This window comes from Klebsiella sp. ME-303 (assembly GCF_007910085.1).
GTDB lineage: Bacteria > Pseudomonadota > Gammaproteobacteria > Enterobacterales > Enterobacteriaceae > Klebsiella > Klebsiella michiganensis.
Genome location: NZ_VOJB01000078.1, coordinates 63221 through 86953 on the forward strand (window position 1 = coordinate 63221; position 23733 = coordinate 86953).

At 57.6% G+C, this 23733-nt stretch carries 18 protein-coding genes, 1 pseudogene and 1 other annotated feature; of the genes and pseudogenes, 5 read left to right on the plus strand and 14 right to left on the minus strand.

Translation table 11 applies throughout. The features are described 5' to 3' along the window. Window positions 1-104: 104 nt before the first annotated feature. Window positions 105-2606, plus strand: coding sequence for a copper-exporting P-type ATPase CopA (gene copA / locus FQK12_RS14740; protein WP_014228222.1), 2502 nt, complete (start codon window positions 105-107; stop codon window positions 2604-2606). 74 nt (window positions 2607-2680) lie between these two features. On the opposite strand, the gene FQK12_RS14745 is transcribed toward copA, so the two are convergent. Genes FQK12_RS14745 through FQK12_RS14765 form a run of 5 tightly spaced genes read right to left on the minus strand, consistent with a single transcriptional unit; the run spans window position 2681 to window position 8018 of the window. Further along, window positions 2681-3931 carry a phospholipase D-like domain-containing protein gene (locus FQK12_RS14745; RefSeq protein WP_014228221.1) on the minus strand — a complete coding sequence of 417 codons (1251 nt, stop codon included), beginning with the start codon at window positions 3929-3931 and terminating at the stop codon, window positions 2681-2683. Beyond that, entirely contained in the window at window positions 3924-4571 is a 648-nt protein-coding gene (locus FQK12_RS14750; protein WP_004137930.1) for a MotA/TolQ/ExbB proton channel family protein, read from the minus strand. Before FQK12_RS14750 ends, FQK12_RS14745 begins: the two co-directional genes overlap by 8 nt. 19 nt (window positions 4572-4590) lie before the next feature. Further along, window positions 4591-6831 (minus strand): TonB-dependent receptor family protein, encoded by a 2241-nt coding sequence (locus FQK12_RS14755; protein WP_014228220.1) that lies wholly within the window; start codon window positions 6829-6831, stop codon window positions 4591-4593. Window positions 6832-6865: 34 nt separating this feature from the next. Next, a complete protein-coding gene (locus tag FQK12_RS14760; protein ID WP_014228219.1) occupies window positions 6866-7609 on the minus strand; it encodes an energy transducer TonB in 744 nt (247 codons plus the stop codon). A 1-nt stretch (window position 7610) separates the two neighbouring features. Beyond that, entirely contained in the window at window positions 7611-8018 is a 408-nt protein-coding gene (locus tag FQK12_RS14765; protein WP_014228218.1) for an ExbD/TolR family protein, read from the minus strand. A 323-nt stretch (window positions 8019-8341) separates the two neighbouring features. Between FQK12_RS14765 and FQK12_RS14770 the strand changes: the two genes are divergently transcribed. After that, complete coding sequence (locus FQK12_RS14770; RefSeq protein ID WP_014228217.1) at window positions 8342-9136, plus strand: TraB/GumN family protein; 795 nt, start codon at window positions 8342-8344, stop codon at window positions 9134-9136. A 201-nt stretch (window positions 9137-9337) separates the two neighbouring features. Beyond that, complete coding sequence (gene ybaK, locus FQK12_RS14775) at window positions 9338-9817, plus strand: Cys-tRNA(Pro)/Cys-tRNA(Cys) deacylase YbaK (protein ID WP_014228216.1); 480 nt, start codon at window positions 9338-9340, stop codon at window positions 9815-9817. A gap of 128 nt (window positions 9818-9945) precedes the next feature. Here the strand turns inward: ybaK and ushA are convergent, their stop codons facing one another. Then, a complete protein-coding gene (gene ushA, locus FQK12_RS14780) occupies window positions 9946-11598 on the minus strand; it encodes a bifunctional UDP-sugar hydrolase/5'-nucleotidase UshA (protein ID WP_014228215.1) in 1653 nt (550 codons plus the stop codon). A gap of 163 nt (window positions 11599-11761) precedes the next feature. Between ushA and FQK12_RS14785 the strand changes: the two genes are divergently transcribed. Next, window positions 11762-12982 carry an MFS transporter gene (locus FQK12_RS14785; protein WP_004848370.1) on the plus strand — a complete coding sequence of 407 codons (1221 nt, stop codon included), beginning with the start codon at window positions 11762-11764 and terminating at the stop codon, window positions 12980-12982. A 357-nt stretch (window positions 12983-13339) separates the two neighbouring features. Next, the gene (gene ybaL / locus FQK12_RS14790) at window positions 13340-15016 is read left to right on the plus strand and encodes a YbaL family putative K(+) efflux transporter (protein WP_014228214.1); all 1677 of its coding nucleotides are present in this window, start codon (window positions 13340-13342) and stop codon (window positions 15014-15016) included. Window positions 15017-15059: 43 nt separating this feature from the next. On the opposite strand, the gene FQK12_RS14795 is transcribed toward ybaL, so the two are convergent. From FQK12_RS14795 to dnaX (FQK12_RS14830), 8 genes and pseudogenes are all read right to left on the minus strand, one after another. Further along, a complete protein-coding gene (locus tag FQK12_RS14795; protein WP_004137947.1) occupies window positions 15060-16364 on the minus strand; it encodes an inosine/guanosine kinase in 1305 nt (434 codons plus the stop codon). Window positions 16365-16427: 63 nt separating this feature from the next. Next, complete coding sequence (gene hemH / locus FQK12_RS14800) at window positions 16428-17390, minus strand: ferrochelatase (RefSeq protein ID WP_014228213.1); 963 nt, start codon at window positions 17388-17390, stop codon at window positions 16428-16430. Between the two features lie 127 nt (window positions 17391-17517). Continuing rightward, window positions 17518-18162: an adenylate kinase gene (gene adk / locus FQK12_RS14805; RefSeq protein ID WP_004848363.1), complete on the minus strand. Its 645-nt coding sequence runs from the start codon at window positions 18160-18162 to the stop codon at window positions 17518-17520. Between the two features lie 188 nt (window positions 18163-18350). Beyond that, window positions 18351-20225, minus strand: coding sequence for a molecular chaperone HtpG (gene htpG / locus FQK12_RS14810; RefSeq protein ID WP_009653565.1), 1875 nt, complete (start codon window positions 20223-20225; stop codon window positions 18351-18353). A gap of 111 nt (window positions 20226-20336) precedes the next feature. Next, a complete protein-coding gene (gene recR, locus FQK12_RS14815; RefSeq protein WP_004129946.1) occupies window positions 20337-20942 on the minus strand; it encodes a recombination mediator RecR in 606 nt (201 codons plus the stop codon). Beyond that, window positions 20942-21274, minus strand: coding sequence for a YbaB/EbfC family nucleoid-associated protein (locus tag FQK12_RS14820; protein WP_004099673.1), 333 nt, complete (start codon window positions 21272-21274; stop codon window positions 20942-20944). Before FQK12_RS14820 ends, recR begins: the two co-directional genes overlap by 1 nt. A 57-nt stretch (window positions 21275-21331) precedes the next feature. After that, a complete protein-coding gene (gene dnaX / locus FQK12_RS14825) occupies window positions 21332-23239 on the minus strand; it encodes a DNA polymerase III subunit gamma/tau (RefSeq protein ID WP_014228212.1) in 1908 nt (635 codons plus the stop codon). Next, window positions 21935-21999, minus strand: a sequence feature (DnaX frameshifting element). Its footprint overlaps the gene before it by 65 nt. 14 nt (window positions 23240-23253) lie before the next feature. Next, window positions 23254-23721, minus strand: a pseudogene (dnaX, locus tag FQK12_RS14830) (DNA polymerase III subunit gamma/tau); the annotation flags it as partial. Window positions 23722-23733: the final 12 nt, after the last annotated feature.

The window sequence follows — 23733 nt, forward strand, 5'->3', positions numbered from 1 at the left end:
TTCCCCCTTGACCTTCCCCTTGCTGGAAGGTTTAACCTTGTTAATACTCGATGAAAGAGTGTGTTCGGTCAATCATTAACCGGAAATTTATTCAGGAGTTATGTATGTCTACCACTATCGACCTCGCGCTTGATGGCCTCTCCTGCGGCCACTGCGTTAAACGGGTGAAAGAGAGTCTGGAGCAGCGTCCCGACGTTGAGCAGGCGGAAGTCACCGTTACCGAAGCCCACGTCACGGGCAGCGCCAGCGCGGAAGCGCTGATTGAGACCATTAAACAGGCCGGATACGGCGCGGAGCTCAGCCACCCAAAGGCTAAACCGCTGGCAGAATCATCAATCCCGCCGGAAGCGCTGACAGCGGCCACCTCTGAGCTTCCGGCAGCCCGTGACGAAGATGACAGCCAGCAGCTGTTAATCAACGGCATGAGCTGCGCCAGCTGCGTATCCCGGGTACAACACGCGCTCGCCGCGGTGCCGGGCGTCTCGCAGGCGCGGGTCAACCTGGCGGAACGCACTGCGCTGGTGATGGGCAGCGCGTCCGCCGCAGAATTAGTCCAGGCCGTAGAGAAAGCGGGCTACGGCGCGGAAGCTATCGAAGACGACCTCGAACGCCGCGAGCGCCAGCAGGAAACCGCCGTCGCCACAATGAAGCGCTTCCGCTGGCAGGCTATCGTCGCCCTGCTGGTCGGTATCCCGGTCATGGGCTGGGGAATGATCGGCGACAATATGATGGTCAGCGATGATAACCGCTCCCTGTGGCTGGCTATCGGTGTTGTCACCCTGGCGGTGATGGTCTTTGCCGGCGGCCATTTCTACCGCAGCGCGTGGAAAAGCCTGAAAAACGGCACCGCGACCATGGATACGCTGGTAGCGCTGGGTACCGGCGTCGCCTGGCTCTATTCAATGAGCGTCAACCTGTGGCCGCAGTGGTTTCCGATGGAAGCCCGCCACCTTTATTATGAAGCCAGCGCGATGATTATCGGTCTGATTAACCTCGGCCATATGCTGGAAGCCCGCGCGCGCCAGCGCTCTTCGAAAGCGCTGGAAAAACTGCTCGATTTAACCCCGCCGTCAGCGAGGGTGGTCACCGACGAAGGCGAAAAAGATCTGCCGCTGGCTGAGGTTCAGGCGGGAATGATCCTGCGTCTGACCACCGGCGATCGCGTACCGGTCGACGGCGTCATTAGCCAGGGCGAAGCCTGGTTCGATGAAGCGATGCTCACCGGCGAGCCGGTGCCGCAGCAAAAAGGCGACGGTGACGCCGTTCATGCCGGGACCGTAGTGCAGGACGGCAGCGTACTGTTTACCGCCAGCGCCGTCGGCAGTCAAACCACCCTGGCGCGCATTATCCGCATGGTGCGCCAGGCGCAGAGCAGTAAACCTGAAATCGGCCAGCTGGCGGACAAAATCTCCGCCGTGTTCGTCCCGGCGGTTGTGGCGATAGCCCTGTTCAGCGCCGCGATCTGGTACTTTTTTGGCCCGGCGCCGCAAATTGTCTATACCCTGGTGATCGCCACCACGGTGCTGATTATCGCCTGTCCGTGCGCCCTGGGGCTGGCAACGCCGATGTCGATTATCTCCGGCGTGGGCCGCGCGGCGGAGTACGGCGTACTGGTGCGCGACGCCGATGCGCTGCAGCGCGCCAGCACTCTCGATACGCTGGTCTTTGATAAAACCGGTACCCTGACCGAGGGTAAACCGCAGGTGGTGGCGATAAAAACCTTTACCGCCATGGATGAGTCCACCGCTCTACGTCTGGCGGCGTCTCTGGAGCAAGGTTCCAGCCACCCGCTGGCGCGCGCCATTCTCGACAAAGCCGCGGACCAACGCCTGCCTGCGGTAGAAAACTTCCGCACCCTGCGCGGGCTGGGGGTCAGCGGCGAAGCCGAAGGCCGCCGTCTGCTGCTCGGCAACCAGGCGCTGCTTAATGAGCACAAGATTGCAACGGCTGAAATAGAAGACGACATGACCGCCCAGGCGTCACAGGGTGCCACGCCGGTGCTGCTGGCGGTAGATGGTCAGGCGGCGGCGCTGTTCGCCATCCGCGATCCGCTGCGCGAAGATAGCGTGGCGGCATTAGCCAGGCTGCACCGCCAGGGCTATCGTCTGGTCATGCTGACCGGCGATAACCCCACCACCGCCAACGCTATCGCTAAAGAGGCGGGCATTGATGAGGTGATTGCTGGGGTTCTGCCGGACGGTAAAGCCGATGCGATTAAGCGCCTGCAAAGCGAAGGGCATCAGGTGGCGATGATCGGCGACGGTATCAACGATGCGCCCGCGCTGGCGCAGGCCGATGTGGGGATCGCCATGGGCGGCGGCAGCGATGTCGCCATTGAGACGGCGGCGATTACCCTGATGCGCCATAGCCTGAACGGCGTTGCCGATGCGCTGGACATCGCCAAAGCCACGCTGCGTAATATGAAGCAGAACCTGCTGGGGGCATTTGTTTATAACTCGCTGGGCATTCCGATTGCCGCCGGGATCCTGTGGCCGCTGACCGGAACGCTGCTCAACCCGGTGGTGGCGGGCGCGGCCATGGCGCTCTCTTCGATTACCGTCGTGAGCAACGCCAACCGCCTGCTGCGCTATAAGCCCAAAGCATAAGGCAGCCTCTGGCGAGGACGAAAACAGGCTTCCCCTCTCCCCCTTCGGGAGAGGGGAAGCCTCAGCCGATTTATCTATTCGAACTCGCGGCCAGGATGCGGAACCGGATAATCAAAATCGACCTTGATCGGCGCCGCATAGCGGCTATTCCACAGCTGGCTGTAAAGCGCGTCCACGCGCGCGGCCATCGACGCATTATTCAGCACCAGCTCAAGGTTGCGTGAGTTATCGAAATAGCCTCCGCTCCAGTTGCTGGTTCCGACCCACGCCGTCGTACCGTCGATGGTCATCAGCTTACTGTGTACCACCCTGGCAAAGGGGATAAACCCCCGGCTGGCGGGAGGTATGGTCACCACTTTTAGCTGAACGTTTGGCACCAGAGAGAGACTCTTCAGCCAGAATACCTCCGGCTTTTTCAGGTTCCAGTTCGCCACCATCAGCTCCACCTGTACGCCGCGGGCCGCCGCGCTGCGCAGAGCGTTATCAATGGGCGCATAAAAGGGCCGGCTCCCCTTTTCTCCCCACGCCAGCGGCGCATAGTCCATCACCTGCACCCGGATCCGCGATTTGGCGCTCGCCAGCAGCCGCGGCAGCGCCACCTGCGAATCAATCACCCCGCTCGGGTTATAATCGCGCGGGCTGGCAACCAGATAATTGCCCTGCGGGGCCGACGCTACCGCCTGCCGCGCCGGCTTCGGTACCGGCTTACTCTCCGCCAGCAGAGCTTGCGCCTGCCAGTCCTGATCGAAAATAGCCTGAATCTGCTGCACCGTTTGCGGATCGCTGATGCGCAGACCGGTCTCCTGGATCTGTTCCAGCGCGCGCCAGTCAAAATTCTGGCTACCGACAAAAGCCTCTTTGCCATCCACCAGCAGATACTTGGCGTGAACAATACCGCCAGTCAGCCGATGGAACGGAATCACCCGCAATTCCAGGTTCGGGATCGCTTTCAGCGCCGTCAGCGTTTCCGGCGTTGAAAGGCCCACGCCCTTCTCCTCCATCAGAAAACGAATTTTTACTCCACGCTCCCCGGCGGCCCGCAGACGTGCCAGAACCCCATCCAGCAGAGAGCCTTTTTCATTCGCCACATAAAACTGCGCCAGATCGATATGGCTGCGCGCCGCATCGAACATCTGCTGCCAGACCTCGGCAGCATGACGTAAGTCGTTATCCTGTAAGGTGGTTTCCTGCGGCGCGTTATACACCAGCTCGTAGCCGGGTATAGAGAACGCCGCCCATACCGGCTGGCTTAACAGCATCCAGCTCCCCGCCAGCGCGCTCATCAGGCGGCCTGCCGGCCACCCGCATTGACCATGTTCAGGCATAGCGCTGCGCCTCGTGGCCTTCCCAGCGTTTGCCGCCCTGCTCCGGACGGCTGACCGGGCTGCCGGCGCGGATCAGCAGCACCTTCAGCAGTTCGTTGATTCGCTCCATGCGGCTTTGCAAATAGTTATTGCCCACCAGGCACAGCAGCGCAATAGCAATGCCCAGGCCGGTGGCATACAGGGCGGTCCCCATACCCGCAGAAACCATGCTGGCATCGGAGACGCCGGAGGCGGAAAGGGCCTTAAAGGTATCCATAATACCGAGGATCGTCCCCAGCAGGCCCAGCAGCGGCGCGGCGGTGACAACGGTTTCAAGCATCCACAGCCCACGCGACATCTGCGGTTTGCTGAGCAGATACTGAGCGTCGATCAGATCGCTCATCGCCTCACGGTCTTCCGCCGTCTGCTTTTTCTCCAGCACCGGCAGAATGAGGGTCAGCGGGAGGCTACTGCGGCCGGTCAGCGATTCCGGCAGATCCGACGCGCGGCGAACGTCCGGCGTCAGCGCCTTTTCAAAGCGCAAAGCCTGACGCTGGGCCCACGAAAAATAGAGGCCGCGTTCAACCAGTATCACCACGGCGATCGCCAGCGCGGCGTACATAACGTAGAAAATAATATCGTGAATCAGATTGGCATCCATCAGAGTGCCCTCCGGTTAATTAAAAGGTGGCTTCCAGCGAGACGCTAAAGGTGCGCTCTTCGCCAACGTTGTAGTACGGGGTACTGGCCTTCACGCCGTCGTAAGCCGCCGCGTTAAAAGTCGTCGAGCGGACGGAGGTCAGGTACTGTTTATCGAACAGGTTATCGATGCCAAAGCGCAGGGTGGCGCTTTTGACAATCTTTTTATCCACCGGCAGATGCACGCCCGCGGCGACATCAAAGACCGTGCGCCCGCCGATTTTTTCGTCGTTGGTCAAATCACCGTAGAACGAACTGACGTATTTGCCGCCGAAGCTGCCGTAGTAGAGACCATCGTCATAGCCCAGCGACGCGTTAAGCATGTTTTTCGGTACGTTTGGCACCGTTTTGCCCGCCGTTGGCAGCGGATGTCCGCCGTTGCTCACAATGTCGTCTTTTTGTTCGGAATGGGTGTAGGTATAAGAGGTGTAGTAGTTGAAGTTGTACGGCAGCTTACCGCTCCACTCCAGCTCCAGACCTTTACTCTCCACGCTGCCGATGTTCATCATTTCGTAGTCACCATCCGCATTGGTGGTCGAAATCTGCCGGTCGGTATAGCGCATATAGAAGAGCGTCGCGCTCAGCAGCATATCTTCGCGCTGAAAACGCCAGCCCAGCTCGTGGTTCCAGCTCAGCTCAGGTTTGGTGCTGATCGAGTCGCCGACGTTGTAGAGCACGTAGTTGGGTGGCGTACGCATGTTGCGCGTCAGGTTATAGAACAGCTGATTTTCGCTATCCGGCTTATAGCTGATGCTAAAGTTCGGCAGGAATTCATGGTAGGTCGCCTGGCGTTTTTCCGCAGCGCTATACAGGCTGCCTTTATTATCGCCTTTACGTTCAACATACTGATAAGCCAGCCCGCCCACCAGCGTCCAGTCCGGCGTCACGAACCAGCTGTCCTGAAGCCATACTTTGTGCGCAGGAGTCACCGTGTACTGGTTACGCCCCTGTACCGTATTGCCGTTCGCATCTTTAACCTGATCGGAACCGCCCGGTTTGCCGGAAACGTTCGCCGGGTTGCCATCGTCCTGAATGCTAATAAACGGCTGGGTCTGCGACTGACGCGCGCGCTCGTACCAGTAGCCAATATCCAGGCTGTGTTCGTCGTTAATATCCCACTTCAATTTCGTGGTAACGCCCGGCCGCCAGGTCTGGGTCCACGAAGGCCGGTAGTAGGTATTGGAAGTCAGGTTGCTGAGATCGTACTGTCCGGCGGTATCAGACGTATTGGACAGCACCGAGGCCGTTTGTCCGGTAAAGCTGCCGCCGTTACCCCAGTAGTAATAGGGCTGAACGGTCAACGCGAGGTTATCGCGCAGCTGTAAGCGCTGGGCAAAAGAGAGGGTGAAGGTTTCAAACGGATTACGGTTCAGCTTGTAATATTTGCTCAGCTGACCTTTGCTGTTGTAGACCGGGGTGGTCGAGTAGTCCTGACGCGGGTCTTCTTCGAACTGCGCTTTACTCAGGGTGTTATAGTTGCTGTTATCCTGACGGTTATACTTCATGATCAGGTTGCTGCTGTTGCCGTTGCCATCCTCGTACAGCGAGTTCATTTCGAACTTATCGGAATAATTACGCCCCTCCCCGCGCCATTTTTTGGCTTCAGTATGCGAGTACGAGAGCCAGTTGCTAAAACCGTTGTACTCCCCGGTCTCCAGACGAGCGAAAGTTTTGCTGAGGTTATGGCTGCCGAGCGTTTGTTTGACGAAGCCGCCAAACTCCTTTGAGGGACGCTTTGTCACAAGGCCAATATTACCGCCGCTGGAACCAATATGCGGGCCGTCAGCCTCGGAAGAGCCCTGGGTGACAAAGATCTGCTCAAGGTTTTCCGCGTCGCCCAGCAGGTTGGGGTAGACCGCATAGTTGCCCGAGTCGTTAATCGGGATGCCGTCCATCGACAGGCCGATCTGATCCGAGTTCATCCCGCGCATGGTGTAGTCGATACCGCTCAGGCCGCTGGCGTCATTGCTGTTGACGTTCATTCCCGGCGTATATTTCAGCATGTCGATAGCGTTGCTGGCGCCGGGGGCTTTTTCCATCGCCTCTTTGGTCAGGGTGGAACGCGCTTTGCCGCTGTCTTCCTGCACCATCAGACCGCCGCCGAGCGATTGCCCCTTAACGTTAATCTCCCCCACGTCGCTGCTTTCCGCCGCCAGCGAGGACCCCGATAACAGGGCCGACACCACGGCTAACGCAATCCCAGAATAATTAAAGTTTTTCATTTCTTTTCCTGTAAAAACAAATGATTAATTAGGCTTATGGCGCCTGGTAATTAAACGTCGCGGTAAATTTTTTGCTGCTTTGTCCGGCAAAAGCCTCTTCAGGAAAGGGCTTCAGCTGGCTGATGCTTTGCAGGGAACTAAGCGCAGCGCGATTGAGCAGCATGTTCGGCGCCCTGCTGGCAATACCGGAAGCCAGCACTCTGCCGCTGCGGTCAACCTCCAGCCAGACCTCCACGTTGCCCTGTGGGCGCTCCAGCGAAGCCTGACGGCCGCTCGGATAGCGCTTGCGCTGCTCCAGCTCCCGGCGCAGCGCCTGCAGATAGCCGTTTTCCACCGCCTGCGCGTTCGCCTTCGGCGCCGGGGGAGAAGGCGGCGCGGCTGGTTTACTCACCGGACTACGAACGGCGGCGGGCTGCGGAGCCGCGATCGCCTGCGGTTTCGACGCTTTTTCCTTCACAACCGGTTTGGGTCTGGGTTTGGCTTTCGGTTTAACAACCGGTTTGGCCTGGATAATGGGTTCTGGCGCAGGAACGACGGGTTCAGCGACCGCCTCCGGTTCCGGCTCAGGTTGAATTTGCGGCGGTATTTCCGGCTGCGGTTCCGGGACAGGCTCCGGCTGCGGCGGTTCGGGTTCAGCCAGCGACAGTTCCATGACCGTATCGTCATAATGCGGTTTGACCTGCAGCACTGCCTGCTGGCTGACAAACAGTAAACATCCCGCGACGACAATGGCGGGTAGCCAGCTAACAACGTGACGTGAGCGATAAAGCAGATACATATCACTGCTTCCGTGTGGCAATGGAAATGGAGAAGAAACCACCCTGACGCAGGGTATCCATCACGGCGATCAGGCGTTCCACCGCAACCTCTTTATCGCTGTTCACGATAATGGTGGTGGTTTGGTTTTCCTGCTGCTGTTGCTTCAGGGTATTGACCAGCGCATCCAGGGGCAGCGGCTGGCCATCAAGCTGCAGCTGGTCGCCGGCGCCGAGGGTGATAATGGCTTTTTTTTGCGGTTTAAGCTGTTGGGCGCTGCCGGCCGACGGCAGCTGCGTTTTCAAGCCCAGAGCCGGGATCACATTCAGGCTAATCAGGACAAAGAAAACCAGTAGAAACATCATCACATCGATCATCGGGATCAGCTCGATATGGGCTTTATTCTTTTTAGGCTCACTCCAGTTACGCATGTCACTCCCCCCAAAAATTGAAGGGGCCAATATAGAAGCGCTTTGTTTATTTTTTGTTACAGATTTTTTATTTTATTATCACAACAGAGGAATATTTGAGAAAAAAAACACCATGGTCATTCACGTTATAAATAGTCATTCCATTGTTTTTTAAGTGATAATTAATTTCAAAACGCCATTACAGAAATGACGAAAAAGAGAACATCAAATTTTTTTGTTATTTTCGTGACATTGCAAAACGCCTCTTCCGTCGCGCACGTTGAGTCCCCTTGCGCCCCAGCCCCCCGCGCGCTAGCATGGCTTCCTCACACTACGGAGCACGTATGGGCCTGTTAAACCGAATAAAAATGCTGTGGCAAGCCGCCGTCGGCTCGTCTTATTCCTGGCCCGCGCTGGATATCACGCTTCCCGGCGAGCGCTATCTGCACCTGGTCGGCAGTATTCATATGGGCACCCGCGACATGTCGCCGCCGCCCGCCAGGTTATTAAAAAAGATCCGCCAGGCCGATGCGCTGATTGTGGAAGCGGATATTAGCGGCAGCGAAACGCCGTTCAGCAACCTCCCCTCCTGTCCGCCGCTGGCGGAACGCCTGAGCGCCTCCCTGCTTGCTGAACTGCAAGAGCGGGCAGGAGAAATGGGGCTGTCCATCGCGCTGTTCGACAGCCAGCCGCTGTGGCAGGTGGCGATGGTATTGCAGGCGACTCAGGCGCAAAAACTGGGGCTAAGGGCGGATTACGGCATTGATTATCAACTGCTGATGGCGGCGCGTGAGAGCAATATCCGCGTGATGGAGCTGGAGGGCGCCGATAGCCAGATAGCGCTGCTGCGGGATCTGCCCGACGGCGGTCTGGCGCTGCTGGAGGATACCCTCACCCACTGGCGCACGAATGCGCGTCTGCTGCAGGTGATGATCGGCTGGTGGCTGGAGCAGCCGCCGTCAACGGGCGCAACCTCGCTGCCGACAACGTTTAGCCAGTCGCTATATGATGTGCTGATGCATCAGCGCAATCTCGCCTGGCGCGAAACGCTGCTGGCGCTGCCGCCGGGGCGCTACGTGGTTGCCGTAGGGGCGCTTCATTTGTACGGGGAAGGGAATCTGCCGGACATGCTGACGTAAAAAAATGGCCAATATTGCTATTGGCCCGTCAAAGAGGAATTTCATCATTATTATTATTCCGGGGTTCGCGCCCCGGATCGTCTGATTGTCGCTCAAAGTGACCATCACTGCCAATACTATTGCGCAAGATGATACTATTTTTTAGACAGCCGTCGGGCGTATGCTTATGTCACATTAAATCGGTTGGTAAGAAGGATAACGATGACTCCCGCCGTAAAATTACTCGAAAAAAACAAAATTAGTTTTCACATTCACAGCTACGATCACGATCCGAACGAAACCAATTTTGGCGATGAGGTGGTGCGTAAGCTGGGGCTCAACGCCGACCAGGTCTATAAAACGCTGCTGGTCGCCGTCAACGGCGATATGAAGCATCTGGCCGTCGCGGTGACGCCGGTAGCGGGTCAGCTGGATTTGAAAAAGGTGGCGAAGGCTTTAGGCGCTAAGAAAGTCGATATGGCAGACCCGATGGTCGCGCAGCGGGTCACCGGCTATCTGGTGGGCGGGATCAGCCCGCTTGGACAGAAAAAACGCCTGCCGACGGTGATTGACGCGCCGGCCCAGTCGTTTGCCACCATCTATATTTCCGGCGGCAAACGCGGGCTGGATATTGAGCTGGCGGCCAGCGATCTGGCGAAGATCCTTGAGGCAAAATTCGCCGATATCGCGCGTCGCGATTAATTGACGGTTTTTCGTCAGGGAACACTCCCGGAGGCGGCGCTGACGCGCCTTGTCCGGGCTATAAAATCCAAAACCGCTCAGACCTGTCGCCCCGGTAAGCGCAGCGCCACCGGGGCGCTGCTCTGACGTTACTGCCAGCTTACCTCGCCTTTCGGTTCATAAGCTGCCGCGTCCAGCGGTGAGTTTTTCTGGATATACTCTTTCAGCACCTCGGCGTCGATAAAGCCGGTATTCACATAGCCGGGCCTGGTATCAATATGCGGGTAGCCGTCGCCGCCGGTGGCGTTAAAGCTCAGGGTCGCCATACGGTAGGTCTTCGCCGGATCGACCGGTTCGCCTTTGATGGTCAAATTATTAAGCTTACCGTCTTTGGCCACAAAACCGACGTTGGCAAACTGCGGATAGGCGCCAGAATCGGGCTTCATCTGCGCCACGGCGGTCAGATACTCCGTCACTTCCTTACCGCTCATATCGACATACACCAGCACGTTGCCGAAAGGCTGTACCTTCATCACGTCTTTATAGGTGATATCGCCCGCTTCAATCGAATCACGCACGCCGCCGCCGCTCATCACCGCGAAATCGGCATTGCTGCGCGCCATTTGCGCCGCCAGCAGCAGACGTCCCATATTGGTTTGCACAAAACGCACTTTGCTGCGATCGCCCTCCAGGTGCGCGTTTACGCTACCGATTTTGACCTGCAGCTGCGCTTTGCCCTTATTCTGGAACGGCGTCAGCAGGGAGAGCATCTGCGGATTTTCGGCGATTTGCGGCGTATAGAGCACGCGCTCGCTCTCGCCGTTGTCGTAAGTGACCTTTTTCTTCAGGTTGACCGGGATCAGCTGATAGTGCACCAGCTTCATTTCGCCATTGCGGAATTCGAAGTCGGCGCGGCCCACATATTTGCCCCACTCATGGGCCTGGACGATCCAGATACCGTTCTGCTTATCCGGCGCGCACGGGCTGCCCGGAACGTAATCCACCTGTTTTTTATTCTCAGAGGCCATGCATACCGGGTCCTGCGAGTGGCCGCCGACGATCATCGCCAGCGAACCTGCCGGCAGGCTGCGCGCCATCTCGACGTCGCCCGGCGCATTCGAGCCGTGGGCGCCGTTGTCATAATGGCCCATGTGGGTGGTGGCCAGAATGACGTCCGGTTTTTCATTCTGCTGCAGCTCCTGGATAACAAGTTTGGCCTCTTCCGCCGGTTTGCGGAACTCGATATCCGTAAAGAACTCAGGGTTACCAATTTTGGCCGTATCGTCGGTCGTCAGGCCGATAACCGCAATATTCAGCCCGCCGCGTTTGAACAGCGCCCACGGCTTAAACAGACGCTCGCCGGTGCTTTTCTGGTAAATATTGGCGGAGAGGAACGGGAACTTCGCCCATTTTTCCTGCTGACGCAGTACGCTAAGGGGATTATCAAACTCGTGATTGCCTACCGCCATCGCATCATAGCCAATCAGGTTCATCCCGCGAAAATCGGGTTCCGCGTCCTGTAAGTCGGATTCCGGCACGCCGGTGTTGATATCGCCGCCGGATAACAGCAGCACGCTGCCGCCCTCTGCCGCCACCTCTTTGCGAATGCCGTCCACCAGCGTTTTTTGTGCCGACAGCCCGTATTCGCCATAGTCGCTGCGCCAGAAGTGGCCATGATGATCGTTAGTATGCAGAATGGTAATTTTATAGGTTTTATCCTGCTCATAAGCCTGCGCAGACAGGCTCCCCAGCGATAACGCCGTGAATAGCGCCAGCGCAACGCCTTGCTTCATAAAGTGCATATTTCTCTCCCTGACGAAATGACAAGTGCCGAAAGTATAGCGAGTTAGCCGATTAGACAAATATGTTTTCAGAATTGCGACTTCCTTCAAACCTTAGGGGCAGGTATGTTAGGCAGATAATAATTCCACCTGCATCCTCTATAAAAAATACTTAAGCGAACCTATGGCAATGAATCAGACCGCACAACCCTTATCCGGCCCTGCTGCTGCGCCGCAAAAAGCACGCACCTCGTTTCGCATTCTCGGCGCTATCAGCCTCTCACATTTGCTAAACGATATGATCCAATCGCTTATTCTGGCTATCTACCCGCTGCTGCAGGCCGAGTTTTCGCTGACCTTTGTGCAGATAGGGATGATTACCCTCACCTTTCAGCTGGCCTCATCGCTGCTGCAGCCGGTCGTCGGCTATCTGACCGACAAACACCCGATGCCGTGGTCGCTACCGATAGGCATGTGCTTTACCTTAAGCGGTCTGGTACTGCTGGCGATTTCCGGGAGCTTCGGGATGGTTCTGCTGGCTGCCGCGCTGGTCGGTACCGGCTCTTCGGTCTTTCACCCGGAGTCTTCACGCGTGGCGCGAATGGCCTCCGGCGGTCGCCATGGCCTGGCGCAGTCGATATTCCAGGTCGGCGGCAACTTTGGCAGTTCGTTAGGCCCGCTGCTTGCGGCCCTGATTATCGCGCCCTACGGCAAAGGTAACGTTGGCTGGTTTGTCCTGGCGGCGCTGCTGGCGATCGTCGTGCTGGCGCAGATCAGCCGCTGGTATGCCGCTCAGCACCGTATGAACAAAGGTAAACCCAAAGCGGTCATTGTCAATCCATTGCCGAAAAACAAAGTCATTCTGGCGGTTAGCATTCTTTTGCTGCTGATTTTCTCAAAATACTTCTATATGGCGAGCATCAGCAGCTATTACACCTTTTATCTGATGCAAAAGTTTGGATTATCGGTGCAAAACGCGCAGTTTCATCTGTTTGCTTTTCTTTTTGCCGTCGCGGCGGGAACGGTGATTGGCGGGCCTGTAGGCGATAAGATTGGGCGCAAATATGTTATTTGGGGCTCTATCCTTGGCGTAGCGCCGTTTACTCTTGTTTTACCCTACGCATCGCTGGAATGGACCGGCATTTTAACGGTGATAATTGGTTTTATCCTCGCGTCGGCTTTTTCCGCCATTCTGGTCTACGCTCAGGAGCTGTTGCCGGGGCGGATCGGTATGGTTTCTGGTTTGTTCTTCGGATTCGCTTTTGGCATGGGTGGCCTTGGCGCCGCGGTGCTGGGGCTGTTAGCTGACCATACCAGTATCGAGCTGGTCTATAAAATCTGCGCTTTCTTGCCACTGATTGGCATCCTGACGATATTTCTGCCTAACAACCACCAAAAGTCCTGATTCTTCGGCAGCCAAAGTGTAACTTTGGCTGCCTCAATCCCTTACTCCACCAGCATTACCCCGCATAAGCTGCTGCCATTTTGCGGTCCGTGCTTTTTTGCATGCCAATTCCATTTTTCTGCAAAATTCAACGATTATTCATAAACAAAACCGCTGAAATTGTCATAAACTATTATTCGGTTTTTTGGTTTTATACCCTAAATAATTCAAGTTGCAGGAAGGCGGCGACGCAGGGAATCCCCTGGAGCTTACTGAAGTAAGTGACTGGGGTGAGCGAGGAAAGCCAACGCCCATGCAAATTGAAGTATGACGGGTATATGCCGAAAATGGATCAGCTCACCACTGCAAGGAGACGGAATGCACCACGCAACACCGCTAATCACCACCATTGTCGGCGGCCTTGTGCTCGCCTTTATTCTCGGCATGATTGCCAATAAGCTACGTATTTCTCCTCTGGTGGGATATTTATTAGCGGGCGTGCTGGCCGGACCTTTTACCCCAGGTTTCGTTGCTGATACCAAGCTGGCGCCGGAGCTGGCCGAGCTTGGCGTGATCCTGCTGATGTTCGGCGTGGGTCTGCATTTCTCCTTAAAAGATTTGATGGCGGTCAAGGCTATCGCTATTCCGGGGGCAATCGCCCAGATCGCCGTGGCGACGCTGTTGGGTATGGCGCTCTCTGCCATGCTGGGCTGGTCGTTAATGACCGGGATCGTTTTTGGTCTGTGTCTTTCTACCGCCAGTACCGTGGTGCTGCTGCGCGCGCTGGAAGAACGACAGCTTATTGATAGCCAGCGGGGGCAAATCGCCATCGGCTGGCTGATTGTGGAAGATCTGGTGATGGTGCTGACGCTGGTGCTGCTGCCGGCGGTCGCCGGCATGACCGAGAAAGGCGACGTTGGCCTGGCTACCCTGGCCCTCGATATGGGCATTACCATCGGTAAAGTCGTTGCCTTTATCGCCATAATGATGCTGGTCGGCCGCCGACTGGTGCCGTGGATTATGTCACGCAGCGCGGCAACCGGCTCGCGCGAGCTGTTTACGCTGTCGGTGCTGGCGTTAGCGCTCGGCATCGCCTTCGGCGCCGTTGAGCTGTTTGACGTCTCCTTCGCCCTCGGCGCCTTTTTCGCCGGTATGGTGCTCAATGAATCCGAGCTCAGCCATCGCGCGGCCCACGATACCCTGCCGCTGCGCGACGCCTTCGCCGTACTGTTCTTTGTTTCCGTGGGAATGCTGTTTGACCCGATGATCCTGATCGATCAGCCGCTGGCGGTGCTGGCGACGCTGGTCATCATTATTTTCGGTAAATCGGCCGCCGCTTTCTTCCTGGTACGAATGTTCGGCCACTCGCCGCGCACCGCGCTGACCATTGCCGCCAGCCTGGCGCAAATCGGTGAATTTGCCTTTATTCTCGCCGGGCTGGGAATGGCGCTGGATCTGCTGCCGCAGGCCGGGCAAAACCTGGTGCTTGCCGGCGCCATTATCTCCATCATGCTCAACCCGGTCCTGTTTACCCTGCTGGAAAAATATCTCGATAAAACGGAGACGCTGGACGAACAGACGCTGGAAGAAGTGCTTGAAGATGAGAAACAGATCCCCGTCGATATCTGTAACCACGCGCTGCTGGTCGGTTTCGGTCGCGTCGGGAGCCTGCTCGGTGAAAAACTGATGGCGCAGGGCGTGCCGCTGGTGGTTATCGAAACCTCGCGTACCCGCGTTGACGAACTGCGCGCACGCGGTATTCGCGCGGTATTAGGCAACGCCGCCAATGAAGAGATTATGAATCTGGCGCATCTTGACTGCGCCCGCTGGCTGCTGCTGACCATCCCTAACGGCTATGAAGCCGGGGAAATCGTGGCTTCCGCGCGCGAGAAGTGCCCGAATATCGAGATCATCGCGCGCGCCCACTACGACGATGAAGTGGAGTATATCGTTGAACGCGGCGCCAACCAGGTGGTGATGGGCGAGCGGGAAATCGCCCGCGCCATGCTGCAGCTGCTCGAAACGCCGCCAGCAGGCGAGCTTATTACCGGTTAATGCTTCCGGCCCCGACTTCTCGGGGCCGGCTTTACTTACCGGCTTAGCGATCCCAGTAAGCCTCTTCCAGGCTATCTTCACGCTCCGGCAGGCCGCGGGTCAGACGCGGCGAGTGCTGGTTCAGCACCTGATAGCTCACGCGGTTAGCGTATTTACACACCTGCGCCAGCGAGGAATAGGTCAGCCACTTGCACTTGTGCTTGCTGGAGTTCGGCACGTTGTTGCGATGATAGTTATTGGCGGTGATATCGTGCAGCAGCGCCGCCAGCGCGCCGTCGCCCGCGCCGTTGGTATTCATGATCTTCTCCGGCCCGCCCATATAGGGTGCGATATGCGAATAAATACGCAGCGGATTTTCGCAATCCTGATGGCGCATCGCGCGGCTGAATTCATACTGGTTAAACTCGGCAATCGCGCCCGGCAGCAGCGGATGCTGCGTTTTGCGCTTAGCCTCATCCTCGGTAAAACTGGCCATATACAGCCCGGCAGGCCCGGCGGTGCACAGTACCAGGTCAACCCACTCCAGCGCCTTGTCGGAAGCCAGCAGCGGATCGGATAGTCCGGTCAGCGCTTCCGCCTCCTCTTCGTTCATCGCCAGAATAGAGACGTGCTCCTTGAGGAACGCCTGCCACCACGCCGGATTATCGGCGATAACGTATTTGGTCCCCAGAGTCAGGACCACCGGTACATCGTGCTTTTTCGCATATGCGATGGCCTGCATCGTCGCGTCCGGCATCGGCTCGCCCGGCTTGCAGCGCACGAGATAGGAGGTCAGCACCAGCGCGGAGGCGCCGGCGATGACGCTCTCCGGAATGCTTTCCGGACGGAGCTTGTTCATATGCCCGGGGCTGATCGCAAAGGTGCGCTCGCCGGAGTCGCTAATCAGCGTAAAGCAGCGCCCAATCGCCCCATCCACCCCCTGCAGGTAGTTCAGATCGGTACGGCTGGAGGTGTTGCACAGGTAGCGGTAGGCGTAGCCGCCGATTTCAATATTGCTGCACATGACGCCAAGCAGAACCGAACGGTCATCCGCCAGCACCGAGTAGTTGTGCATGGTGTTACCGATGGTGCCGCCGGCAAACTGGTGGGTAATCAGGTCGTTGCGGACCAGTTCCTGATACAGCGCTTCGGCGACATCGTCTTCAATCACCAGCGAATGCCCGGCGCTCAGGCCGTAGCGTACGATAAACGCCTCATCCACTTTCGCTTCGATATCAACCAGGGTTTGATCGATGCCGACCACCCAGGCGACGTTAGACTCATTGTCCGGCTGAATTTGCTGCAGCAGCGGATCGCGAGCGTTGACGGGAAAATAGTGTTTGGATTTGCGTTTACCGGGAAATTTCATAGTGGCGATTTATTGACAGTGAACAAGCGGGGAATAGTAGCATACTCCCCGCCGCACGCGCGATCAGCGATATTTCGCCGTCAGGTTGACCATCATTTCAATATGCGCGGTGTCCGCATTAAGCGCCGGAATGTACTCATATTGCTGGCCGCCGGCTTCGAGGAAGATTTCCCGGTTCTGCACCGCGATCTCCTCCAGCGTCTCCAGGCAATCGGCGGAAAAGCCGGGGCAGATAACCTGAATATGCTTCACCCCTTTCTCACCGAGCATTTTCAGCGTTTCGTCGGTGTAGGGCGTCAGCCAGGGCTCACGACCAAAGCGCGACTGGAACGTCATCATCACCCGCTCAGGCGGCAGCCCCAGGGCTGAAACCAGCTCACGGGTGGTATCGCGACAGCGCTGAGGATAGGTATCCCCTTGCTGGGCGTACCGCTGCGGGATGCCATGATAGGAGAGCAGCAGTAAATCTGGCTCACCGTGCACCGCAAAGGATGCCCGCACGCTGGCGGCCAGCGCGTGAATATAGTCCACGTCATCGGCGTAGTCGCGAATAAAAGAGATGCCGGGGATGGCGCGCTTTTTGGCAAGGATACGCCCTAGTTCATCCCAGACCGCCGCCACGGTGGAGCAGGAGTACTGCGGATAGAGCGGTAGCACCACGATGTGATCCACGCCCTGCTCCAGCAGTTCATCAACCGCGCTCTCCAGCGACGGCGAACCGTAGCTCATCCCCAGCGCCACCGGCGTATCCGGAAGCCGCGCGGCCAGCGCCTGCCGCTGCTGCTGGCTATAGACCATCAGCGGCGAGCCATCTTCCATCCAGATGGACTGATAGAGCTTGGCGACCCTGGGGGCGCGCAGGGGCAGTATCACGCCGCGCAGCAGCGGCCACCACAGTAGACGGGAGGTATCCACCACGCGCCGATCGCTAAGAAACTGTCGTAGATAGCGCTTTACCGCGTCGGGCGTGGGCGCATCGGGAGTGCCTAAATTGGCTAATAAGATACCTGTTTTCGTCTGATGCATTACCGCCTCTTAACCATTTGAATCGCTGACAATTGTAGCTGAAATGGCGCTAAACGGAACCAATCATAGAAAAAGGTAAAATGAGAGGAGTTCTCACCCCGCCGCGGCGGGATGAGAACTAACGGAATTAACCGAGGATTTTTTCCAGTTCAACGCGAACGTCGGCCACCGCTTTGGTGCCATCGACTTTCGCGTACTGGGTATTGCCCGCTTCGGCTTCTTTCTGATAGTAGCCGATCAGCGGAGCCGTCATCTGATGATATTCAACCAGACGCTTACGCACGGTCTCTTCCTGGTCGTCTTTACGGGTGGTCAGCTCTTCGCCGGTCACGTCGTCTTTGCCTTCAACTTTCGGCGGATTAAATTTGATGTGGTAAACGCGGCCGGAAGCTGCGTGAACGCGACGCCCGATGATGCGGTCAACGATCAGTTCGTCAGGAACATCGAATTCCAGCACGTAATCCACGGTGATACCCGCTTCTTTCATGGCGTCAGCCTGCGGAATGGTGCGCGGGAAGCCGTCCAGCAGAAAACCGTTGCGGCAATCTTCCTGAGTAATACGCTCTTTGACCAGGGCGATAACCAGTTCGTCGGTGACCAGCTTACCGGCGTCCATAATATCTTTCGCCTGTTTGCCCAGCTCGGAGCCTGACTTCACCGCGGCACGCAGCATGTCGCCGGTGGAGATTTGCGGAATACCGTATTTCTCCATGATGAACTGAGCCTGAGTTCCTTTACCCGCGCCCGGAGCGCCAAGCAGAATAATACGCATTACGAAAATCCCCTCAAAAGTTGATTCAATTTTTCAAAAAACGCTAAACCATACCACCAGAACGCGGATGGCTCAAGGAAGGCGGGGCGGCTGAAACGGTTAATGGTGAGATATTTTACGTAGAGTGCGGTTTGATGCCCTCACCCCGGCCCTCTCCCAGCGGGAGAGGGGTAGAGTGAGGGTAAAGATTACGACGCCAGCAGCTGGTTCATGCGGCGGATAAACTGGTTCGGATCTTCCAGCGTACCGCGCTCGGCCAGCAGCGCCTGATCGAGCAGCAGCTCAACCCACTCGCCGAACTGCGCATCATCCTGGGTATCCGCCGCGCGTTTTACCAGCGGATGCAGCGGGTTCAGTTCAAAGATGTACTTCACTTCCGGCGCGGCCTGGCCCGCAGCGGCAAACAGTTTTGCCATCTGGGTGCTCATTTCATCCGCGTCGGTGGTGACGATGGCCGGCGTATCGGTCAGACGATGGGTCAGACGAACCTCTTTCACCCGGTCGCCGAGCAGCGTTTTGGCACGCTCAACGAACGGCTCCAGCGCCTTCTCGGCTTCTTTAGTAGTTTCATCCACTTCGTCCGTCAGCTTATCCAGCGACTCATCGGCTTTCGCCACCGACTGGAACGGCTTACCGTCGAACTCGGTCAGATAGCTCATCATCCACTCGTCGATGCGATCGGAAAGCAGCAGCACTTCAATGCCTTTCTTACGCAGCAGTTCCAGATGCGGGCTGCTTTTCGCGGCGGCGTAGCTGTCGGCGGTAATGTAGTAAATCTTCTCCTGCCCTTCTTTCATGCGGGAGACGTACTCTTCCAGCGACACGGTCTGCGCGGCGGAGTCGGTATGGGTGCTGGCGAAACGCAGCAGTTTGGCGATGGCCTGCTGGTTGGCCTGATCTTCCGCCGGCCCCTCTTTCAGCACGAGGCCAAACTGCTGCCAGAAGGTCTGATATTTTTCCGCGTCGTCTTTCGCCAGTTTTTCCAGCATCTGCAGGGCGCGTTTGCTCAGCGCGGTACGCAGATTGCGGGTGACGCTGCTGTCCTGAAGGATTTCACGTGACACGTTCAGCGGCAGATCGTTAGAGTCGACCAGGCCGCGGACGAAACGCAGGTAGTTCGGCATAAACTGCTCGGCGTCATCCATGATGAAGACGCGCTGCACGTACAGCTTCAGGCCATGTTTATGATCGCGATTCCACATATCCCACGGCGCCTGCGACGGGATATACAGCAGGCTGGTGTACTCCTGCTTACCTTCAACGCGGTTGTGGCTCCAGGTCAGCGGATCGCTGTAATCGTGGGCAATGTGCTTATAAAACTCGTTGTACTCGTCGTCTTTGATTTCCGACTTATTGCGCGTCCACAGCGCCTGGGCTTTGTTAATTTTCTCCCAGCTAATGACGGTTTCGCCGTCAACGTCTTCGCGCTTTTCAATTTCCACCGGCAGCGCAATGTGATCGGAGTATTTGCTGATGATCGAACGCACGCGCCAGTCGTTGAGGAAATCGTCCTCGCCTTCGCGCAGGTGCAGCGTGATCTCGGTACCGCGATCGGCTTTGTTAATGTCGGCAACGGTATATTCGCCTTCGCCAGCGGATTCCCAGAAGACGCCGTTTTCGGCGCTGTCGCCCGCCGCGCGGGTACGGACGGTAACTTTATCGGCAACAATAAACGCCGAATAGAAGCCCACGCCGAACTGGCCAATCAGCTGGCTGTCTTTCGCCTGGTCAGAGCCCATGGACTCAAGGAACGCTTTGGTGCCGGACTTGGCGATGGTGCCGAGATGGTCGATGACCTCATCGCGATTCATACCAATGCCGTTATCGGCGATGGTCAGGGTGCGGTTGTCTTTATCAAATGAAACACGCACGCGCAGTTCGCCGTCGCCTTCGTACAGATCCGGCTGGGACAGCGCGCGGAAGCGCAGCTTGTCGGCCGCATCGGAGGCGTTGGAAATCAGCTCACGCAGGAAAATTTCTTTATTGGAATAAAGAGAATGGATCATCAGGTGCAGAAGCTGCTTGACCTCTGACTGAAAACCACGAGTTTCTTGTCCTTTCATCTAAATCAACCTCAACAATGCCATTGTTAATGGTAAAAAAACCGTTGAGGGTGAGATGGGGACAGAGGGAGAAGTTTTCAAGCGGAGGCCCCGAAAAGCGCCTCCGTTTGATTAAAAACGAATCTTATGCCGCCCGGCGAGCGAGTGGGATAGCGTCGTGCCGTCAACCATCTCCAGCTCGCCGCCGACCGGTACGCCATGGGCGATACGGCTCGCGTCTACGCCATACTGCGCGCAGAGCTCGGCGATATAATTGGCCGTCGCCTCCCCTTCTACCGTTGGGTTGGTCGCGAGGATCACTTCCTGCATCGATTCGTCACGCAGACGCTGTTCCAGACGATCGAGCCCAATGTCATCCGGCCCGATACCGTCAAGCGGCGACAGGTGGCCCATCAGCACAAAGTAGCGACCGGAAAACTGCCCGGTCTGCTCGATAGCGTAGATATCCGCTGGGCTCTCTACCACGCAGATCTGGCCGTTTTCCTTGCGCCGAGGGTTGCTGCAAATATTGCACACCTCCTGCTCGGTGAAGGTACGGCAATCGGCGCAGTGGCCGATTTCCGACATCGCGCGCGTTAGCGCCTGCGCCAGGCGCATTCCGCCGCTGCGGTCGCGCTGCAGCAGGGTAAACGCCATGCGCTGCGCCGACTTCGGGCCGACACCCGGCAGGCAGCGCAGTGCTTCCATAAGCTGCGTTAACAGCGGACTGGTCTGCATCAGAACGGCATCTTAAAGCCTGGCGGCAGCTGCATACCGGCGGACACGGACGCCATTTTTTCTTTCTGCGTCTCTTCGATGCGGCGGGCGGCGTCGTTAAACGCGGCAGCCACCAGATCTTCCAGCATCTCTTTGTCGTCTTCCAGCAGGCTCGGGTCGATCTCAACGCGACGGCAGTTGTGCGCGCCGTTGATGGTGACTTTTACCAGGCCAGCGCCGGATTCACCGGTCACTTCCAGTCGGGCCACTTCTTCCTGCATCTGCTGCATTTTTTCTTGCATCTGCTGGGCCTGCTTCATCAGGTTACCCAGACCGCCTTTTCCACCAAACATAGGCTTCTCTCTCAGTAAGTCATCGTTAAGGATGCTGACCGCAAGTCAGACTTGCAATCAAATGGGGCGAATACTCTCTTCATCCAGGTCCGCATCGAAGAATCGACGCAGCGTCTGAATGTTATTATCCGCAATAATCGCTTCACGCGCCTGCGCGAGCTTTTCTTCATAAATTGCCTGCCGCCACTCAAGCGGCGTGCGCATCGCGGGATTATCATCTTCCACGATGGTCAATTCAACCGGCGTACCGTACAAAATACCGAGCGCTTCCGCCAGCTTTTGCTGCGCGCCCGCCGAATTCAGGTGACGCTGGCTCGGACGCAGATGCAGGCAGACGCGATTGCCCTCCTGCTCTTTCCAGGCGTTCAGGGCGACCTGCTCCACCAGTTTGGGTACCGCAAGCCGGCTGACTTCCGCCGCCCAGCTATCGCGCTCGACCGCTTCGACTGCCAGCTTTGCCGCCAGTTCCGGCGTTTTTTCATGCTCCAGCGCTTTTTTCAGCGCCTTCGGCGTCGCCACTTCTTCTTTTACGGCTTCAACAACCGTCGTCGATTTCCAGCGATAGGCTTCCTTTTTCGCCGGCGCTTTCTCCAGCGCAGCCGCCGCCGGACGCGCCTGTACGCGTTCGGTAATTGAACTCAGTCGTTCCAGCGCAGCGTTATTCACCGGCCGCGCGCGGGAAGCGGCTGCCGGTTCACTCTTTTTTGGGGTGGGCGCTCCCTGGCTACGCTGCAGCTGGCTGCGGGCCGCCAGCACCTGGCTGGTGGTCTGCGGCAAATTCGGCGGCGGCGACGACGGCGCGGATGCCGGGGCAGCCTGCTGGGCCGGTGCGGCCTGAATAGCCTGCACCGGCGGCGCCTCCGGTTCCGGCAGCGGCATACGCGGATGGAAAGCCAGCGCACGCAGAAGCGTCATCTCGACGCCCATTCGTCTGTCCGGGGCGTACGGGAGCTCTTTGCGGCCAATCAGTAGCGTTTGATAGTACAGCTGAACATCGGTTGGCGGCACCGTCCGCGCCAGCTCGCGCATGCGCAGCTCAATCGCGGCCATATCCGCTCCCAGCGCCGACGGCGAGAGCTGAACCATCGCAATACGGTGCAGCAGGCTTTGCATCTCCACCAGCAAGGCCTCCCACTCCACGCCGCGGGCGGCAGCCTCATTGACGCCGGCCATGACCCGCTCGCCGTCGGCAGCCACCAGCGCCTCAATCAGCGAAAGCGCCTGATCGTCGTCAAGGGTGCCGAGCATGGTGCTGACGGATTCAGCCGTCAGGCGACCGTCGCCGCTGGCAATGGCCTGATCGGTCAGGCTTAACGCATCGCGCAGGCTACCGTCCGCCGCGCGCGACAGCAGCTGCAGCGCGCGCGGTTCAAAAGCGATCTGCTCGGCGCCGAGAATATGCTCCAGCTGATGGCGAATCTGCTCGACGTCCAGCGCCTTAAGATGGAACTGCAGGCAGCGGGAAAGAATAGTCACCGGCAGCTTCTGCGGATCGGTCGTCGCCAGCAGAAATTTAACGTGCGCCGGCGGCTCCTCCAGCGTTTTTAACAACGCGTTGAAGCTGTGGCGCGAAAGCATATGGACTTCATCGATCAGATAGACCTTGAAGCGACCGCGGGCCGGCGCGTACTGGACGTTATCCAGCAGATCGCGGGTATCTTCGACTTTGGTGCGCGAGGCGGCATCGATCTCAATCAGATCGACAAAGCGCCCCTGTTCTATTTCACGGCAGTTATCGCAGACGCCGCACGGCGTGGCGGTAATGCCGGTTTCGCAGTTTAATCCTTTTGCCAACAGGCGCGCGATAGAGGTTTTACCGACTCCGCGGGTACCGGAAAAAAGATATGCGTGGTGAATGCGCCCTAACGACAAGCCGTTCGCCAGTGCGGTCAGCACATGTTCCTGGCCGACGACGTCAGCAAAGGTTTGTGGGCGCCATTTACGGGCTAAGACCTGATAACTCATGGGCTGGCTCTGNTCGTCGCCAGCAGGAATTTGACGTGCGCCGGCGGCTCCTCCAGCGTTTTTAACAACGCGTTGAAGCTGTGACGCGACAGCATATGGACTTCGTCGATGAGATAGACCTTAAAGCGGCCGCGGGCCGGCGCGTACTGGACGTTGTCCAGCAGATCGCGGGTATCTTCGACTTTGGTTCGCGAGGCGGCGTCAATCTCAATCAGATCGACAAAGCGCCCCTGTTCAATTTCCCGGCAGTTATCGCACACGCCGCAGGGGGTGGCGGTGATGCCGGTTTCACAGTTTAACCCTTTCGCCAGCAGACGGGCGATGGAGGTCTTCCCGACCCCGCGGGTACCGGAAAAAAGATAAGCGTGATGAATGCGCCCTAACGACAAGCCGTTCGCCAGTGCGGTCAGCACATGTTCCTGGCCGACGACGTCAGCAAAGGTTTGTGGGCGCCATTTACGGGCTAAGACCTGATAACTCATGGGCTGGCTCTG

Excerpts from the sequence above, each read along its gene's own strand:
- FQK12_RS14820 (WP_004099673.1), bottom strand. The coding sequence starts at position 21,274 with ATGTTTGGTGGAAAAGGCGGTCTGGGTAACCTGATGAAGCAGGCCCAG.
- FQK12_RS14745 (WP_014228221.1), bottom strand. The coding sequence starts at position 3,931 with ATGCCTGAACATGGTCAATGCGGGTGGCCGGCAGGCCGCCTGATGAGC.
- ybaK (WP_014228216.1), top strand. The coding sequence starts at position 9,338 with ATGACTCCCGCCGTAAAATTACTCGAAAAAAACAAAATTAGTTTTCAC.
- FQK12_RS14765 (WP_014228218.1), bottom strand. The coding sequence starts at position 8,018 with ATGCGTAACTGGAGTGAGCCTAAAAAGAATAAAGCCCATATCGAGCTG.
- ybaL (WP_014228214.1), top strand. The coding sequence starts at position 13,340 with ATGCACCACGCAACACCGCTAATCACCACCATTGTCGGCGGCCTTGTG.
- FQK12_RS14760 (WP_014228219.1), bottom strand. The coding sequence starts at position 7,609 with ATGTATCTGCTTTATCGCTCACGTCACGTTGTTAGCTGGCTACCCGCC.
- FQK12_RS14770 (WP_014228217.1), top strand. The coding sequence starts at position 8,342 with ATGGGCCTGTTAAACCGAATAAAAATGCTGTGGCAAGCCGCCGTCGGC.
- ushA (WP_014228215.1), bottom strand. The coding sequence starts at position 11,598 with ATGCACTTTATGAAGCAAGGCGTTGCGCTGGCGCTATTCACGGCGTTA.
- recR (WP_004129946.1), bottom strand. The coding sequence starts at position 20,942 with ATGCAGACCAGTCCGCTGTTAACGCAGCTTATGGAAGCACTGCGCTGC.
- htpG (WP_009653565.1), bottom strand. The coding sequence starts at position 20,225 with ATGAAAGGACAAGAAACTCGTGGTTTTCAGTCAGAGGTCAAGCAGCTT.
- hemH (WP_014228213.1), bottom strand. The coding sequence starts at position 17,390 with ATGCATCAGACGAAAACAGGTATCTTATTAGCCAATTTAGGCACTCCC.
- FQK12_RS14750 (WP_004137930.1), bottom strand. The coding sequence starts at position 4,571 with ATGGATGCCAATCTGATTCACGATATTATTTTCTACGTTATGTACGCC.
- copA (WP_014228222.1), top strand. The coding sequence starts at position 105 with ATGTCTACCACTATCGACCTCGCGCTTGATGGCCTCTCCTGCGGCCAC.
- FQK12_RS14795 (WP_004137947.1), bottom strand. The coding sequence starts at position 16,364 with ATGAAATTTCCCGGTAAACGCAAATCCAAACACTATTTTCCCGTCAAC.
- dnaX (WP_014228212.1), bottom strand. The coding sequence starts at position 23,239 with ATGAGTTATCAGGTCTTAGCCCGTAAATGGCGCCCACAAACCTTTGCT.
- FQK12_RS14755 (WP_014228220.1), bottom strand. The coding sequence starts at position 6,831 with ATGAAAAACTTTAATTATTCTGGGATTGCGTTAGCCGTGGTGTCGGCC.
- FQK12_RS14785 (WP_004848370.1), top strand. The coding sequence starts at position 11,762 with ATGGCAATGAATCAGACCGCACAACCCTTATCCGGCCCTGCTGCTGCG.
- adk (WP_004848363.1), bottom strand. The coding sequence starts at position 18,162 with ATGCGTATTATTCTGCTTGGCGCTCCGGGCGCGGGTAAAGGAACTCAG.